Consider the following 15609-nt stretch of genomic DNA (forward strand, 5'->3'; position numbering starts at 1 on the left):
CAGCATACCGGATTCCCAGGCCGCTAACGCCTAATGGGAGTCTTCCAGAAGGGCTTTTTCTATTTCCGCCACCCTCTTCACCGTGCGTAGAAGGGCGTCGGGGTTAAGGCTTAGGGAGTCTATCCCCCTTTCCACCAAGAAGGCGGCGAACTCGGGATAGTCGGAGGGGGCTTGGCCGCAAATGCCCACCTTTTTCCCCTTGGCGTGGGCCTTTTCTATCAGCATGGCCGAAAGGAGTTTGACGGTTTCCCTCCGCTCGTCAAAAAGCCAGGCCACCCTTTCCGAGTCCCGGTCCAGGCCCAGGGCCAGCTGGGTGAGGTCGTTGGAGCCGATGGAAAACCCATCAAAAAGCTCCGCGAAGGCCTCGGCTTCCAGGATGTTGGAGGGAATCTCCGCCATCACATAGACCTCGAGGCCCCCCTCTCCCCGCTTCAAGCCTCCTTCCGCCATCACCTCCAAGACCCTGGCCCCCTCCTCCGGGGTGCGGCAGAAGGGCACCATGACCATGAGGTTTTTCAGGCCCATCTCCTCCCGCACCTTCCTCACCGCCTGCACCTCGAGGAGAAAGCCCTCCTTGTAATCGGGATGGTAGTAGCGGCTGGCCCCCCGCCAGCCCAGCATGGGGTTTTCCTCCTTGGGCTCAAAGAGGTGCCCCCCTACGAGGCGGGCGTACTCGTTGGTCTTGAAGTCGGAGAAGCGGAGGATTACGGGCCTGGGGTAGAAGGCGGCGGCGATGAGGCCGATCCCCTGGGCCAGGGTGTCCACGAAGTAGGCCCGCTTGTCGGGGTAGGCCTCCGTGAGCTCCTCCACCTGGCGCTGGACCTCCTTGGGCAGGGTTTCAAAGCGGGTTAAGGCCAAGGGGTGGATGCGCACGTGGCTGGCGAAGACGAACTCCATGCGCAAAAGCCCCACCCCATCCGTGGGTAGGAGGCTTACCCTGAGGGCCTCCTCCGGGGTGCCCACATTCACCATGATCCGGGTGCGGGTTTGGGGCAGGGTTTCGGGCCGGACCTCCTCCACCTCAAAGGGAAAGGCCCCCCGGTAGATGCGCCCCACCTCCCCCTCGGCGCAGGAGACGGTGACCACCTCCCCTTCGGGGATGAGCCGGGTGGCTCCCAGGGCGCCCACCACCGCGGGCACCCCCAGCTCCCGGGCCACGATGGCCGCGTGGGAGGTGCGCCCGCCCCGCTCGGTGACGATGGCCGAGGCCCGCTTCATGATGGGCTCCCAGTCGGGGTTGGTGGTTTCCGTGACCAGGACCTCCCCTTCCTGGAAACGGTCCATTTCCTTGGGGTCTTTGAGGACTCGGGCCCTTCCCGTGGCGATGGCTTCACCCACCGCCAGGCCCTCGGCCAGGACCTCCCCCCTTTGCAAAAGGCGGTAGATGCGGAGCACCGGGGCCTTTTGCGAGTGGACGGTTTCGGGGCGGGCTTGCAGGATGAAAAGCTCCCCCGTGGGCCCGTCCTTGGCCCACTCAATGTCCATGGGGGTGGGCGCTCCCCGCTTTTTGCTGTAATGCTCTTCAATCTTGAGGGACCACTCGGCCAGGAGGAGGGCCTCGGTGTCGGAGAGGGCGAACTGCTTGCGAAGGTAGGGGGGAGTGGGGCGGTTTCTGAGGCGTCCTTCCCTGGGGTCAAGGGCCAGGGTGAGCTCCTTGGGGCCCAGCTTTTTGTGCACCAGAGCCCGGTAGCCCGCCTTCAGGGTTTCCTTGTGCACGTAGTAGGCGTCGGGCCCCACCCGCCCCTGGACGATGTTCTCCCCAAGGCCGTAGATGGCGGTGATGTAGACGAAGCCCTGGTGGCCGGTGTCCGGGTCCAGGGTGAAGATCACCCCGCTGGCTCCGCTATCCGCCCGGACCATGCGCTGCACCCCCACGGAAAGGGCCACCTTCAGGTGGTCAAAGCCCATGTGGGCCCGGTAGCTGATGGCCCGGGCGGTGAAGAGGCTGGCCATGGCCCGCTTCACGTGGAGAAGGAGGTCTTCTTCTCCTTGCACGTAGAGGTAGCTTTCCTGTTGCCCGGCGAAGCTGGCGGTGGGGAGGTCCTCGGCGGTGGCGCTACTGCGCACGGCCACGGGAAGGGCTTCTTCCCCGGCTTCTTGGGAAAGCTTCCGGTAGGCCTGGCGGATCTCTTCCTCCAGGTCCCGGGGGTACACCCCCTTTAGGATCAGGTTCCTCAGGCGGCGGCTGGCCCTTTGCAAGGCCAGGGGGTCGTCGGGGTCTAGGTTCTTTAGTTCCTGGCGGATGGCCTCCTCAAGGCCATTGGCCTTGAGGAAGTACCAGTAGGCCTCGCTGGTGGTGGCAAACCCTCCGGGCACCTTCACCCCCAAGGGGGAAAGCTCCCGGATCATCTCCCCCAAGGAGGCGTTCTTGCCGCCCACCAGGGGGACGTCCTCGAGGCCTACCTCATGGAAAAACCGTATCCAGCGCATATCTCCTCCCTTCTAGGGAATACCCCCCTTCTTGAGAAGCTGCTTCAGGATCTCCTCAGGCCTCTCCCCCTCGTAAAGGGCCTCCTCCGTTAGGAAAAGCCGGTGGGGAAGGGCCAAAAAGGCGGCGTCCTTAAGCTCCTTCCAGTCCACCAGGGGTTTTCCCCTCAGGTAGGCTAAAGCCCGGGCTAAAGCCAGCCAGGCCTTGGCCCCCCGGGGGGAGAGGCCCATGCGCAGCCGGCCATCCTCCCCGCTCAGGAAGGCCACGTGGGTGATGGCCTCCAGGGCCTCCCTGGCCACCCGCACCGCCTGGGCCTCCTTTTGTGCCTTTAGGAAGTCCACGGGCAGGGGTTCGGGGAGATGGGGTTCTTCCGTCAGAATCCTAAGCCACACCTCCCGCCTAGGGGGGCGGAAGGGGATTCGGGCGGTGAAGCGGTCCAGCTGGGCCTCCGGGAGGGGGTAGGTGCCCTCAAGCTCCAGGGGGTTTTGCGTGGCCACCACGAAGAAGGGCTCAGGGAGGGAGTAGCGTACCCCTCCTATGGTTACCGCCCGCTCCTGCATGGCTTCCAGAAGGGCCGACTGCACTTTGGGTGGGGCCCGGTTGATCTCGTCCGCCAGGACCACTTGGGCGAAGAGGGGTCCCTTGATGAACTCAAACCGTCCCTCGCGGAAGACCTCGCTTCCCGTGAGGTCCTGGGGGAGGAGGTCGGGGGTGAACTGGATGCGCTTGTAGCTGAGGCCGCTGGCCCGGGCGAAGCCTTCCGCCAAAAGGGTTTTCCCCAGGCCTGGTACCCCCTCCATGAGGGCGTGCCCCCGGGCCAGGACCGTGGCCAAGAGGGCCTCAATCACCCCCTCCTGGCCGAAGAGGACCCCATCAAGCGCCTCCTTTAGCCTGGAGATGGCCGGGAGCCCTTCCATCGCCCCGTCCCCTCCCTCATTCCTCTGTGGCCTTGCGCTCCTGGATGACCTTCTGCGCCAGGTGAGGGGGCACCTCCGCGTAGTGGCTGAACTCCAGGGTGTAGGCTCCCGCTCCCCCGGTGAGGCTTGGGAGGGCCTTGTAGTACTCCAGCACCTCGGCCAGGGGCACCTCGGCCCGCACCGCCGCCAAAGCGCCATCCTGCTCCATGCCCAGGATGCGTCCCCGCCTTGCCTGAAGGTCGGAGAGGATGTCCCCCACCCGCTCCTGGGGGGCGATTACCCGGATCTGGTAGATGGGTTCCAAAAGGGCGGGGCTAGCCAGCTCCATTACCTTCTTGAAGGCCATGCTGGCGGCGATCTGGAAGGCGAGGTCCGAGGAGTCCACCTCGTGGTAGGAGCCGTTATAGACGATGGCCTTGAAGCCCATCACCGGATACCCCGCCAGAACCCCCTTCTTGGCGGCCTCGAGGATCCCCTCCTCAATGGCCTCCTGGTACTTGCTGGGGATGACCCCTCCTGTGATCCGCCACTCAAAGCTGTACTCGGGGGCGGGTTCCAGCCTGAGCCACACGTCCCCGTATTGGCCGTGACCCCCGGTCTGCTTCTTGTACTTGCCCTGCCCCTCGGCTACCTTGCGGATGGTCTCCCGGTAGGGTACCTTGGGCACGGAGAACTCCACCTCCACCCCGTAGTCCGCCAGGCGCTCCTTGGCGGTGGTGAGGTGGAGCTCCCCATGCCCCCAAAGGAGGAGCTCCCCCGTCTCCTCCTGGCGCTCCAGCCTTAAGCTGGGGTCCTCCTCCAAAAGCTTCCTCAGGGCCTCCCCCAGCTTGGCCTCGTCGGTTTTGCCCTTGGGCCGGATGGCCACGGGCACGTTGGGCTCAGGTAAACGGGCGAAGGGCACGGCCTCGCTTTCCGGCCTTTCCCCTTGCCAAAGCACCATCCCCCGGTGGAGGGTTTCCGCCTTGGGAAGGCCCAGGATAAACCCCCCTTCCGCCTCTTCCACCTCCAAGAGGTCTTTGCCCATGGGCACATAGAGGTGGGGAAGGCGCACGGGACCCGCCTCGCTTAAGAGGGTGTCCCCGGGTTTCAGCCTTCCCCGGTAGAGGCGCACGTAGGCCACCTGGCCCATGAAGGGGTCCACCTGCACCTTGAAGACCTTGGCCAGGGCGGGGCCCTGGCCGAAGCGCTCCTCCGGGGAGGGAAGGCCTTCCAGGACCAGGTCCAAAAGGGGTAGGACCCCGATGCCTTCCGTACCCGAGGCCAGGGCCACGGGGTAGAGGAGGCCCTGGCGCACCGCCTCGTGGAAGGCCCTTTCCAGGGCCTCCCCCGTCACCTCCTCTCCTTCCAGGTACTTTTCCAAAAGGGTCTCGTCGGTTTCCACGATGGCCTCGAGGACCTCCTGGCGGAAGCGCTCCACCCGCTCCCGTTCCTCCTCGGGCACGGGCACCTCCACCTCCTGGCCGTTTTGGTACCGGTAGGCCTTGCCGTGAAACACGTCAATGAGACCCACCCAGCGCCCTCCGGCAAAGAGGGGCAGGTCAATGGGCAGGATGTGGCCTAAGGTGGCCCGGAGATCTTCCAAAAGGGCGTAGTAATCCCCGCCCTTGTCCAGCTTGGTGACCACCACCATGCGGGCTAGGCCCAGCCGCTCCGCCACGGTCCAGGCCCTTTCCGTGCCTACCTGGACTCCGTTTTCCGCGGAGACCAACACCATGGCGGCATCCGCGGCCTCCAAGGCCCCCCGTATCTCCCCCACGAAATCCCCGTAGCCGGGGGCGTCCAGGAGGAAGATGCGGTGGCCTTTGTACTGTAGGGGGGCTACCCCGGTGCGCACCGTGGTGCGGTGGAGCTTGGCCTCGGGGGTGTAGTCGGTGGTGGTGGTGCCGTCCTCCACCCGGCCCATGCGCTCCTTGGCCCCGGTTCGGAAAAGCAGGGCCTCGGTCAAGGTGGTCTTGCCGCTTCCCGCATGGCCCACCAGGGCCACGGTTCGGATGGGAGAGGTTCCTGGGATCATCTTCCCTCCTTCTTGGTGCCCATAGTATAGGCCTAAGGAGGGGGCGATTGTCCCAAGTGCTCTACGTGTCCAGGAGGCTTCTGGAGGAAACCCGCACCCACCTGGATAAGGAAGTGCCCAGGGAGGGGGTGGGGCTTTGGGCGGGCAGGCGGGAGGTGGAACGGGTCATCCCCTTGCCCAACGTCCACCCTGAGCCCTTGGTGGGATATTTGGCGGAACCCCTGGCCCTGCTTCGGGCCTTGAAGGAGTTGGAAAGGGAGGGCCTTAGCCTTCTTGCCATCTACCACTCCCACCCCAAAGGGCCCGCTCTTCCCAGCCCCACCGACATTCGCGAGGCCCGCTGGCGGGTGCCCTACGTGATCTTCGGCACCGATGGGGTCAGGGCCTTCCTCCTTCCGGAGGGTAGGGAGGTGCCCCTAAGCCTCCTCCCTTAACCCCCGTAGAACCAGCCCGTGTCCCACATGATGAGGGGCTTGGCCTCTTCCCTCACCCCAGCCTCCACCACCTCGGCCACCACCAGGCTGTGGTCCCCGCCCTCCAGGAGGTGGCGCACCTCGGCCTCGAGCCAGTAGGGAAGCTCGGTGAGGAGGGGAAGGCCAAAGGTGGGGGAGGGTTCAAAGGGATGGCCGTTTAGGGAGTTCCCCTCCCGCACCGTGGGCTTGAAGAAGTCCTGGGCGATCGCTTTCTGGTCTTGGGCCAGGGTCATGAGGGCCAGCTTCCCCGTGCGCGCAATAAGCTCGTGCAGGCGGCTATCCCGCTTCACCCCCAGGGCGATGAGGGGTGGGGTGAAGGAGGCCTGGGTCACCCAGTTCACGGTGCCGGCGGCGTAGTCCTCCCCGTCCTTGGCCGTGAGGATGTAAAGGCCATAGGTGAAGCTGCGCAGGACTTTCTTCTTGGCCTCGAGGTCCATGCCCCCTATTTTAGCGGCCCAGGAGGGTCTGGATCAGGACCTCGTGGATCTCGCCGTTGGTGGCCACGATGTAGCGGTGTCCCAGGCGGTAGGGCCGGCCTTCTAGGTCCGTCACCTTACCCCCTGCCTCCTCCACGATGAGCCAGCCCGCCGCCACGTCCCAAGGGTTTAGCTTCACCTCCCAGAAGCCTTCCAGCCTCCCAGCGGCCACATAGACCAAATCCAAAGCCGCCGCCCCAGGCCGGCGCACCAGAAGCCCTTGGGAGAGGGCTCGGTGGAAGTAGGTGAGGTTTTCCGGGTCCTTGGCCACATCGTAAGGAAAGCCGGTGGCCAGGAGGCTTCCCAAAAGCTCCTTGCGCTTTGTGACCCGGATGGGCCTCCCGTTTAGGAAAGCGCCTTCTCCCCGCACCGCATAGAAGGCCTCGTCCCGGCTGGTGTCCAGCACCACGCCCACCTGGATTTCCCCCTCCACCTCGAGGGCGATGGAAACCCCATAGAAAGGGAAGCCATGGGCGTAGTTCACCGTGCCGTCCAAAGGGTCCACGATGAAGCGGAGGGCCTTTCCTCCCTCGCTTCCCCCCTCCTCCCCCAAAAAGCCCGCCTCGGGGAAGTGGGAGAGGAGAAGGTCTTTAATGGCCTCCTCCGACTCATGGTCCGCCTGGGTCACCAGGTCCGTGGGTCCGGACTTGGTGCCGTGGGTGAAGCCCTTTTCCAAGTAGTAGGCGTGGATGCCCTTGGCCAGGTGGGCGGCCTCCAGCATGGCGGCCAGAAAGGGGTAGTAGGGGTGGTTCCTGCCGATCACCCCTCCATCATACGGGGCCGTACCCGCCAAGGCGCCTGGCCTTGGCAAAAAGCGCCCGCAACTTCTCCTCGTCCTTTACCCCGGGGGCCCGTTCCACCCCGCTGGCGAGGTCCAGGGCGTAGGGTCTTAACGCCAGAACCTCCTCCAGGTTTTCCGGGGTGATGCCTCCGGCCAGGATTACCCGCTTCCCGGTTTGCAAAAGGGGCCGGGCCCAGTCCCTGGGGTAGGCCTGGCCGCTTCCCGGGGCCTTGCCGTCTAGGAGAAGGGCGCTTGCGGGGTAGTCCTTCCAGGCGGGGTCTGCGGGGCCGGTGAGGGAAAAGGCTTTGATGACGGGGTAGTGCTGGCCGATGGCCTCCGCCCACTCTGGAGGCTCTTGACCATGGAGCTGGACCACCTGGAGCCCTGCCCTTTCCATGAGGGAAAGCACTTCCTCAGGCTCCTGATCTTGAAAAACCCCCACCCGCACCACCAAGGGCCCCAAGGCCTGAGAGAGGCTGCGGGCGGCCTCTGGGGTAAGCCGCCTCTTGGAGGCGGGGGCGAAGACAAAGCCTAGGGCATAGGCCCCTAAGGCCTCAGCCAATAGGGCGTCCTCCCGTCGGGTGATGCCGCAGATCTTGATGCGGATCAAGGCAAGACCCCTTTCCGGGCAGGACGCCCTTGCCTTCCCAAGCGAAAACCGTGCGTTCGGACCATACCCTAAGCTTAGCCCCACCAGCAAAAACCGGTGGGGCTAAGAGGCCTTACACCTTTTCCGTTCTCTAAGCCCCGCCGAGAGGAGGCCTATCGGAGGCCCTTTCCGGGGCTTCTGCCAGGGTGGGGTGGTATCAACCGCACTTGGAGTACCCGCAGACCTGGCACTTGTAGCACCCTTCTTCCCGCACCAGGGCCTTCTCCCCGCAAGAAGGGCAGGTGGTGGCCCCTGCCAGGGCCAGACCACCCCCTGAGAGGACGGGCATCTCCTTGGGGCTCCCCTCTTTGGGGTCCCCGAACCCCAAATGAACCTCCCCCAAGGAGGGGGCCTGGGGGTTTTTGAAGAGGTCTGGGATGGTTTCCAAGGCCACCGCGATGAGGTCCGCTTTGCTGGAGACCAGACGGCCCTGGTAGGTGCCGTATAGGCCGCCGTTGATGCCCCTCAGGGTGCGCACGATGGCCTCCGGGGGTACCCCGTACTGGAGGGCGATGGACACCACCCTTCCCAGGGCTTCCGAGTCCGCGTTGGCCTCGTCTCCCGCCTTACCGGAGGTGAGGATGACCTCGATGGGCTTCCCTTCCAGCACGTTCACCGTGACCAGGAAGCTCCGCTTGCCCCCGTCGGGGGAGAGGAGCTTGACCATGTCCGTGAAGCCCATGAGCCTTCCCGGGCGCTCGTAGATGGGTCCCGCAGGGGGGTTCATTTGGGGCTCTAGGGGCCCCAAAGCGGATTTTTCGTGAGTGGCCTCGACTTCCGTGAAAGGAAGCTTCTCTTCTGTCTTCTTCTCCTCGCCCTTTTCTTCCTTTGTCTCCTCTTTTGCCTCCTTCTTCACCGTGAGCACCTGGAACTCCCTAGACCCATCCCGGTACACGGTGATGCCCTTGCATCCTGTGCGGTAGGCCTCCAGGTAGGCTTCCTCCACCTCTTCCACGGTGGCGTGGTTGGGCAGGTTGACCGTCTTGGAGAGGGAGTTGCCCGCATACCCTTCGGCGTCAAAGGCCCTTTGGATGGCCCCTTGCATGCGCACGTGGTCCAGGGGCGGGATGTCGTGGGCGCACTGGAAGACCTGGCGGATGGGTTCGGGGACGAAGGGAAGCCCTTGCACCGAGCCGTGACCGTCCTCCTGGATGGCGGCGATGATCTTCTCCCAGTCCCACTTCCCCTCCTTCTCGTACTCGGGATGGGGCGGGTAGGCCTCCATGAGCTCCACGAAGAGGGGGTGGAGGAGGGGCTTGTACTCCCCGCCAATCCTGCGCCACACGAAGGGGCTAAAGACGGGCTCGATGCCGCTACTTACCCCCATGAGCATGCTGGTGGTGCCCGTGGGGGCCACGGTGAGGAGGGCCACGTTCCGCCTGGGCCTTATCCCTAGGGCCTGGAAGTACTCCTTGTGCTCCTCGTAGAGGGGGAAGGGGCCCCTCTCCTTGGCTAGCTCTTCCGAGGCCTTAAGGGCCTCCTCCCGCATGGCGGAGGCGATGGCGTAGGCCTTTTCCCTGGCCTCTTCTGAAGCGTAAGGAAGGCCCATCTTGATGAGGGCGTCCGCCAGGCCCATCACCCCTAGGCCCAGCCGGCGGAGCTTCCTCGCGGCCTCTTCGTTGTCGGGGAGGGCGTAGCGGTTGATGTCCAGGACGTTATCCAGGAAGCGGATGGCGGTGTGCACGTCACGGCGGAATTCCTCCATCTGGAACTCCCCGCCCTTCACGTAGGCGGAGAGGTTCAGGGCTCCCAGGTTGCAGGATTCCCCCACCGTGAGTGGAATTTCCCCGCACGGGTTTGTGGAACGGATCTGATATTTAGGCCCAAGCCCCTTGAGGGCAGAGAGGTCGTTGATGCGGTCAATGAAGATGAGCCCCGGCTCTCCCGTGGCCCAGGCGTGCCAGGCGATCTCGTGCCAAAGCCAGCGGGCGGGGACCTTGCCCCCGAAGAGGGGGATGGGCTTGGCCCCGTCCCCCCGTTCCGGCAGGCTGGGGATATGGCCCGTGTAGCTCCCCTCCACGGGGTAGGGGTAGTACTTGCCCGGCACCTCAATGGGGGTTACGGGCCAGAGGGTATCCCCCTCTACTGCCCGGATGAAGGCCTCCGTGGCCAGGATGGAGATGTTGAAGGTGGAGATGTCCCCTTCCGCCTTCTCCCGGTCCAGGTCTTTGGCGGTGAGGAAGTCCAGGAGGTCAGGGTGCTCAATGGAGAGGGTGGCCATGCCCGCGCCACGGCGGGTGCCGCCCTGCCTTACCACCCGGAGCACGGGGGCGTATACATACCTCAAGGTGGCCACGGGGCCCGCATTCTCCCCACCCAAGGCGGCCCACTCCAGGAAGTTATCAAAGATCTCCACCAGGAAGCTGACTGGGCCGGAACTGGTCCCTCCCGAACCGCGGATGGGGGCTCCCTCGGGCCGCAACGAGGAGAAGTCCACATGGGGCGTCAGGCCTTTGAGGGCCAAGGCGGTGGCCTCCTTGGCTGCCTCTATAATCCCCCCCATGTCGTCGGGCACCCGGATGGCCTCCGGGTCAGCCGTAAGGCTACCTTGCGGGGGTTCCTTGAGGATGTCTACCCCGTAGCGCTCCGCCAGGGACCTAAGCTCGGGGGAAACCTCCCCGTAAACGGCCCTTTTGAAGTTCTTTAGGGCGATCTCCTCCTTTTCCCCTTCTGGGTTGGTGGGGGGGCGCATGAGGCCCCGGATGAAGTCGGCCACATCGGGATGGCTCGCGGAGAGGTAGGCCATCCCTTGCACTGTCCGGCGCTTGCGGTTCCCCTTGGAGCGGTAGGGATCCAGGTTGACCCCGTTGCCCCCACCCACCTTGGTGACCAGGGCCAGTTTCTTGGCCACCTCCATGATGCCTTCAAAGCTTTCCGGCGGGTTCTCCGTGGCCCCTTGCACAAAGCAGTTCAGCAGGTTGCCGTGGGCGGTGCCGGCCCCCGCCAGGATGCGCCCCCCGGGGGAGAAGCGCTTGGAGGCCATGAGGTGGTAAAACTTTTCCTCCCAGAAGGTGCGGTTTTCCGGCTTCTCGGGCTTGGCGATCTCCCGGGCCACCCGGCGGAACATGCCCAGGATGTCCCCATCCCCTTCTTGCAGATACTGGCGTTTGGCGATGGCCTGTGCGTGCTCATCAAACAAATGCTCCATAAATCCTCCCTGACTACTTGAGTGGACAAGACCGCTGGCCCCAAGGGCTTTCCCCCATATCTTGGGGCAGACGAAGGTGATGCTACAACTCCTGGGGTTTTCACCGCAAGTGGGGGGGATCACACTCTGCCCCCGCTTGTTGACTTGGCTCCCCTAGCCTACCAGAATGGAAAGGATGCGCGCGGCCTTCCGCACCCTGGGGTGCAAGGTGAACCAGGTGGAAACCGAGGCCCTTTTGGGCTTCCTCAGGGCCTTAGAGCCGGAAGTGGTCCCCCTCGAGGCGGGGGCCGACCTGGTGGTCATCAACACCTGCGCCGTGACCACCACCGCCGAGGCCGACGCCCGCAAGGAGATCCGCCGGGCCAGGAGGGCTAATCCCAAGGCCTTCATCGTGGTCACGGGATGCTATGCCGAGCTTGCTCCTGAGGAGGTGCGGGAACTGGGTGCCGACGCCGTGGTGCCCAACACCCGCAAGGCGGAGCTTCCCAAGGTGATCCTGGAGCACTTTGGCCTCCCCGCGGACCCTATCACCACCCCCCCCAACGAGTTCTGGGGGGCGGGGGAAAGGGGGCTTTTGAATAGCCGGGTGCGGGCCTTTTTGAAGGTGCAGGATGGCTGCCAGGTGGGCTGTGCCTACTGCATCATCCCCCGCCTCCGGGGCAAGGAGCGGCACCGGGATTACCGGGAGGCCCTAGGGGAGGCGGAGGCGCTTCTCCGGATGGGCATCAAGGAAATCGTGCTCACGGGGGTGCGGCTGGGAAGCTACCGGGGCCATCCCAAGGGCCTTGCGGGGTTGGTGGAGGACCTTTACCACCTGGGGGCAAGGGTGCGGCTTTCCTCCATTGAGCCCGAGGACGTGGGGGAGGATCTCCTTGGGGTCATGGCCCGCTATGCCCCCAAAGTGCGGCCCCACTTGCACCTTTCCCTGCAGACGGGTTCGGACCGCCTCCTAAGGCTTATGGGCCGCCGCTACGACAAGGCCTACTACCGCCACCTGGTGGAAAGGGCCTATGAGCTCATCCCCGGCTTTGCCCTCACCACGGATGTCATCGCTGGGTTGCCCACGGAGACCGAGGAGGAGCACCGAGAAACCCTGGCCTTTTTAGAGGAGCTTAGGCCCACCCGGGTCCACGCCTTCACCTACACCCCCAGGCCCAAGACCCGGGCGGCCTCCATGCCCCAGGTACCTTTGGAGGTGCGCAAGCGGCGCACCAAGGAGATCATCGCCTTGGCCCAGCGCCTGGCGGAGGAGCGCATAAGGCCCAAGCTGGGAAGCCAGGTGGAGGTTTTGGTGGAGAGGATCCAGGGCGGTTTGGCCCTGGGCCACACCCCGGACTACTACGAGGCCCGGCTTTCCGGGTCTGCCCGGCCAGGGGACACGGTTTTGGCCCGGGTGGAGGGGGCGGAGGGGTACACCCTTTTGGGCCGGGTGGAGGCGGTGGTGGAAGGGCCTCCGCTTCCTGTGGAGCTTCCCTTAAGGTAGACTTTTCCCATGGAGTGCGTGTTCTGCCGCATCATCGCCGGAGAGCTTCCTTCCCGGAAGGTCTATGAGGATGCGGGCTTCGTGGCCTTCCACGACATAAGGCCTAAGGCCCCGGTGCATGTTTTGGTGGTGCCCAAGGAGCACATAGCGAAGCTTTCCGACTACCCCGACACGGAGGAGGGGGAGAGGAAGCTGGGGGCCCTCTTCCGCACCGCCAACCGGGTGGCGCGGTCCTTGGGGCTAGAGGGCTACAAGGTCCAGGTGCACGTGGGGGAGAAGGGGGGGCAGGAGGTCTTTCACGTGCACGTCCACGTCATGGGGCACCCTTCCTAAGGACAAAGCGGTCCAGCACCCGGCCGCTGGGGTCCAAGGCCAAGCCCACCAGGGTTTCCCCTTCCACCTCCAGGAAGAGGGCATGGTGGGCTACCGCCAGGGCCTGGGTGTAGGGGGAAGGGGGTTTGGTGGGGTAAAGGCTGGCTCCCCCTCCTCCCACCACCAGGTGGGTGGTGGGGCCCACCTGGAGGCGTTCATAGTGGTGGTCGTGGCCCGCCAGGACCAGGGGTATGCGGTGCTGGCGTAAGAGGGGCTCGAGGAGGCTTCGTAGGCTCGGGCTCCCCCCGTGGAGCCCCGAGGAGCACAGGGGACGGTGGAGGATCAGCGCCGTCCAAGCAGCTTGGCTGTGGCTAAGGGCCTGGGCTAGCCAGGCCCGCTGGGCCCTGAGGTTTCCTTCCGTGTAGAGGACGAGGACCTCTATTGCTCCCGGGCGCACATGGTAGTAGGGCCTTTCCAGGTGGAAGCGCTGGAGTTGCTCCTCCAGGTGGGGAGCGTCATGGTTGCCAAAGGCGGGGTAGAGGGGCACGGGGGGAAGCTCCCGGAGAAAGCCCTCCACCACCTGCCCCCGGGGGTAGAAATTGTCCCCCACGGTAAGAAGGGCAGCGAGGGGCTTGCGGGCATGCTCCGCCCGAAGGAGCCTGGCCACCTGCAGGCGGCCGGGGGTGTCCTGGCCCCAATCCCCTATGACTGCCAGGCGCTGGCCCAAGGCCAGCCCCAGGAAAAGGAGGAGGAGAAGGGCCCTTTGCACTAGGCTTCCGCTGCTCCATGGGGCTTTAGGCTAGCCTCCTCCACCCCGGCTTTTTCCACCACCTCCTCCGCCACCAGGATGGGGGCCCCGGCCCTAAGGGCCAGGGCCATGGCGTCGGAGGGCCTGGCGTCCACCTCCAGCTCAATGCCCCGGTGCTCCAGGATGAGGCGAGCGTAGAAGGTTCCGTCTCGCAGGTCAATGATTTCCACCCGAAGAAGTTTTCCCTGGAGCATCTCCATCACGGACAGCAGAAGGTCTGGGGTTAAGGGGCGGGGGGGCTTTTCCCCTTGCAGGGCCACCACGATGTGGTGGGCCTCGAGGGGACCGATGACGATGGGAAGAAGTTTGTCGTTCTCCGTCCTGAGCAGAACCACCACGCTCCCGTTCTGGGGGTCCACGCCCAGGGTTTCAATCTTGGCGCTTAGCATACCTAGAGTATAGACTAGCGGCGTGAGGACCTACCCTGTGGAGATCGCTGGGGTGCGGCGCGAGCTTCCCATCGTCCAGGTGGGGCCGGATGTGGCGGTGGCCCTTTTGAACCTTCTGGGGGACACCGAGCTCACCGAGGCCGCCGCCGAGGAGCTGGCCAAGCATCTTCCCCCCGAGGTGGAAACCCTGGTTACCCCGGAGGTTAAGGCGGTGCCCTTGGCCCACGCCCTTTCCCGGATCACCAAGAGGCCCTACGTGGTAGCCCGGAAGACGGAAAAGCCCTACATGATCAACCCCGTGAGCCGTCAGGTGCTCTCCATCACCACGGGCAAGCCGCAGCTTTTGGTGCTGGATGGGGCGGACATCCCCCTCATCCGGGGGCGCAAGGTGGCCATTGTGGACGATGTAGTGTCCACGGGTTCCACCCTTTCCGGTCTTAGGGAACTCATTGAGAGCGTGGGGGGCCAGGTGGTGGCGGTTCTGGCGGTCTTCACCGAGGGGACGCCCCGCCAGGATGTCATCGCCTTGGGTCATCTGCCTCTCTTTAAGCCGGAATAGGAGGTTGTATGGAAACTTATCCCATTGCCATCGGTGGCGTTACCCGGCATGTGCCCCTCATCGAGCCCTTACCAGGACGGCGCATCCCCCTGGTGGAGTTTTTGGGGGACCCTGAGCTGGTGCGGGCGGCGGCCCAGGCCTTAAAGCCTTTGGTGCCTGCGGGCACGGAGGTGCTTTTCACCACGGAAACCAGCCCCATTCCCCTCACCCATGTGCTGGCGGAGGAGATGGGTCTTCCCTACGTGGTGGCCAGAAGGCGCCGCCGCCCCTATATGGAGGATCCCATCATCCAGGAGGTACAGACCCTCACCCTAGGGGTGGGGGAGGTGCTCTGGCTGGACCGGCGTTTTGCTGAAAAGCTTCTCAACCAGAAGGTGACCCTGGTCTCCGATGTGGTGGCAAGCGGCGAAACCATGAAGGCCATGGAGCGGATGGTGCTCCGGGCGGGAGGGCATGTGGTGGGGCGGCTTGCCGTCTTCCGCCAAGGGGCTTCGGCCTCCGATGTGGCTACGGTGGCGGAGCTTCCCGTTCTCTAGGCGTTTGGAACCCTAGGGGGGTATAGACCTCAGCCCGCAGGCCTAGCCTGCGGGCCGCTTCCACGTTTTCCGGATCGTCGTCCAGATAAAGGGTCTCCTCGGGGGCTAGGCCCAGGCCCTTTAGGGCCATCTGAAACGCCCTGGGGTCAGGCTTGGCTACCCCCAGGGAGCAGGAGGCGAAGAAGCCATCCACGTACCGGTCTAGGCCATGATAGGCCAGGCTCTCCCAAAGGCTTGGCAGGGTGTTGGAGAGGACGCCCACCTTGAGCCCTCGTTCTTTCAGACTCCGGAGCAGGGCTTCCGCCCCCGGGGCTTTGCGCATGAAGTGGTAATAGCGCCAGGAGAGGAGCTCTGCGGATAAGGGGGTTTTAGCGGAACCGGAAAGCCCAAGCCCCTCGGCCACCTTCTGGGCCAGGACGTTCCAGAAAGCGGCTTCCTCCTCGAGGGTCCGCACTCTTAGGGTACGGACCGCTTCGTTGACCTCCCGAACCGCCCAGGCCAGGACGGCCAAGGTTTTGTCAAGCCCGGCCCCAAGGAGGGAAAGCTCCAGGGCTTTCTTGTAAAGGGCTTCCTCGTCCATCAGGAGCAGAACCCCGTCCCGGTCCAGAAGGGCTCCTTGCATGGGCCTAAGTGTAG

General features: G+C 64.7%; 15 protein-coding genes. 5 read left to right on the forward strand and 10 right to left on the reverse strand.

The window, feature by feature from the left end; genetic code table 11:
- Positions 1 to 30: 30 nt before the first annotated feature.
- The 3 genes from ppsA to L0D18_RS03905 are packed head-to-tail and all read right to left on the reverse strand — an operon-like array spanning position 31 to position 5359.
- Positions 31 to 2430 (reverse strand): phosphoenolpyruvate synthase, encoded by a 2400-nt coding sequence (ppsA, locus tag L0D18_RS03895; protein ID WP_243027482.1) that lies wholly within the window; start codon positions 2428 to 2430, stop codon positions 31 to 33.
- 12 nt (positions 2431 to 2442) lie between these two features.
- A complete protein-coding gene (locus L0D18_RS03900) occupies positions 2443 to 3345 on the reverse strand; it encodes an AAA family ATPase (protein ID WP_243027483.1) in 903 nt (300 codons plus the stop codon).
- A gap of 16 nt (positions 3346 to 3361) precedes the next feature.
- Complete coding sequence (locus L0D18_RS03905) at positions 3362 to 5359, reverse strand: elongation factor G (RefSeq protein WP_243027485.1); 1998 nt, start codon at positions 5357 to 5359, stop codon at positions 3362 to 3364.
- A 56-nt stretch (positions 5360 to 5415) separates the two neighbouring features.
- Here L0D18_RS03905 and L0D18_RS03910 point away from each other — a divergent pair, with 56 nt between their 5' ends.
- Entirely contained in the window at positions 5416 to 5793 is a 378-nt protein-coding gene (locus L0D18_RS03910; RefSeq protein ID WP_423247893.1) for a M67 family metallopeptidase, read from the forward strand.
- On the opposite strand, the gene L0D18_RS03915 is transcribed toward L0D18_RS03910, so the two are convergent.
- From L0D18_RS03915 to L0D18_RS03930, 4 genes are all read right to left on the reverse strand, one after another.
- Positions 5790 to 6269: a flavin reductase family protein gene (locus L0D18_RS03915; protein ID WP_243027488.1), complete on the reverse strand. Its 480-nt coding sequence runs from the start codon at positions 6267 to 6269 to the stop codon at positions 5790 to 5792. The genes L0D18_RS03910 and L0D18_RS03915 overlap by 4 nt on opposite strands.
- 10 nt (positions 6270 to 6279) lie before the next feature.
- Positions 6280 to 7071 (reverse strand): inositol monophosphatase family protein, encoded by a 792-nt coding sequence (locus L0D18_RS03920; protein ID WP_243027491.1) that lies wholly within the window; start codon positions 7069 to 7071, stop codon positions 6280 to 6282.
- 7 nt (positions 7072 to 7078) lie between these two features.
- The gene (locus L0D18_RS03925) at positions 7079 to 7696 is read right to left on the reverse strand and encodes a phosphoribosylanthranilate isomerase (RefSeq protein ID WP_243027804.1); all 618 of its coding nucleotides are present in this window, start codon (positions 7694 to 7696) and stop codon (positions 7079 to 7081) included.
- A 199-nt stretch (positions 7697 to 7895) separates the two neighbouring features.
- Positions 7896 to 10886, reverse strand: coding sequence for an adenosylcobalamin-dependent ribonucleoside-diphosphate reductase (locus L0D18_RS03930; protein ID WP_243027493.1), 2991 nt, complete (start codon positions 10884 to 10886; stop codon positions 7896 to 7898).
- A 175-nt stretch (positions 10887 to 11061) separates the two neighbouring features.
- On the opposite strand from L0D18_RS03930, the gene L0D18_RS03935 reads away from it, so the two are divergent.
- Positions 11062 to 12369: a MiaB/RimO family radical SAM methylthiotransferase gene (locus L0D18_RS03935; protein WP_243027805.1), complete on the forward strand. Its 1308-nt coding sequence runs from the start codon at positions 11062 to 11064 to the stop codon at positions 12367 to 12369.
- A gap of 9 nt (positions 12370 to 12378) precedes the next feature.
- Positions 12379 to 12702: a histidine triad nucleotide-binding protein gene (locus L0D18_RS03940; protein ID WP_243027495.1), complete on the forward strand. Its 324-nt coding sequence runs from the start codon at positions 12379 to 12381 to the stop codon at positions 12700 to 12702.
- On the opposite strand, the gene L0D18_RS03945 is transcribed toward L0D18_RS03940, so the two are convergent.
- On the reverse strand, positions 12683 to 13450 hold the full coding sequence (locus L0D18_RS03945; protein ID WP_243027497.1) for a metallophosphoesterase: 768 nt from the start codon (positions 13448 to 13450) through the stop codon (positions 12683 to 12685). The two genes, L0D18_RS03940 and L0D18_RS03945, sit on opposite strands and share 20 nt — an antisense overlap.
- Positions 13450 to 13878: a bifunctional nuclease family protein gene (locus L0D18_RS03950; protein WP_038058217.1), complete on the reverse strand. Its 429-nt coding sequence runs from the start codon at positions 13876 to 13878 to the stop codon at positions 13450 to 13452. The genes L0D18_RS03945 and L0D18_RS03950 overlap by 1 nt, the downstream gene beginning before the upstream one ends.
- A 22-nt stretch (positions 13879 to 13900) precedes the next feature.
- Here L0D18_RS03950 and L0D18_RS03955 point away from each other — a divergent pair, with 22 nt between their 5' ends.
- Both L0D18_RS03955 and L0D18_RS03960 read left to right on the forward strand, forming a co-directional pair.
- A complete protein-coding gene (locus L0D18_RS03955) occupies positions 13901 to 14437 on the forward strand; it encodes a phosphoribosyltransferase family protein (RefSeq protein ID WP_243027498.1) in 537 nt (178 codons plus the stop codon).
- Between the two features lie 8 nt (positions 14438 to 14445).
- The gene (locus tag L0D18_RS03960) at positions 14446 to 14973 is read left to right on the forward strand and encodes a type I phosphoribosyltransferase (RefSeq protein ID WP_243027500.1); all 528 of its coding nucleotides are present in this window, start codon (positions 14446 to 14448) and stop codon (positions 14971 to 14973) included.
- On the opposite strand, the gene L0D18_RS03965 is transcribed toward L0D18_RS03960, so the two are convergent.
- Entirely contained in the window at positions 14945 to 15595 is a 651-nt protein-coding gene (locus L0D18_RS03965) for an HAD family hydrolase (RefSeq protein ID WP_243027502.1), read from the reverse strand. The genes L0D18_RS03960 and L0D18_RS03965 overlap by 29 nt on opposite strands.
- Positions 15596 to 15609: the final 14 nt, after the last annotated feature.

This window comes from Thermus albus, assembly GCF_022760855.1.
Taxonomy (GTDB): Bacteria; Deinococcota; Deinococci; order Deinococcales; family Thermaceae; genus Thermus; species Thermus albus.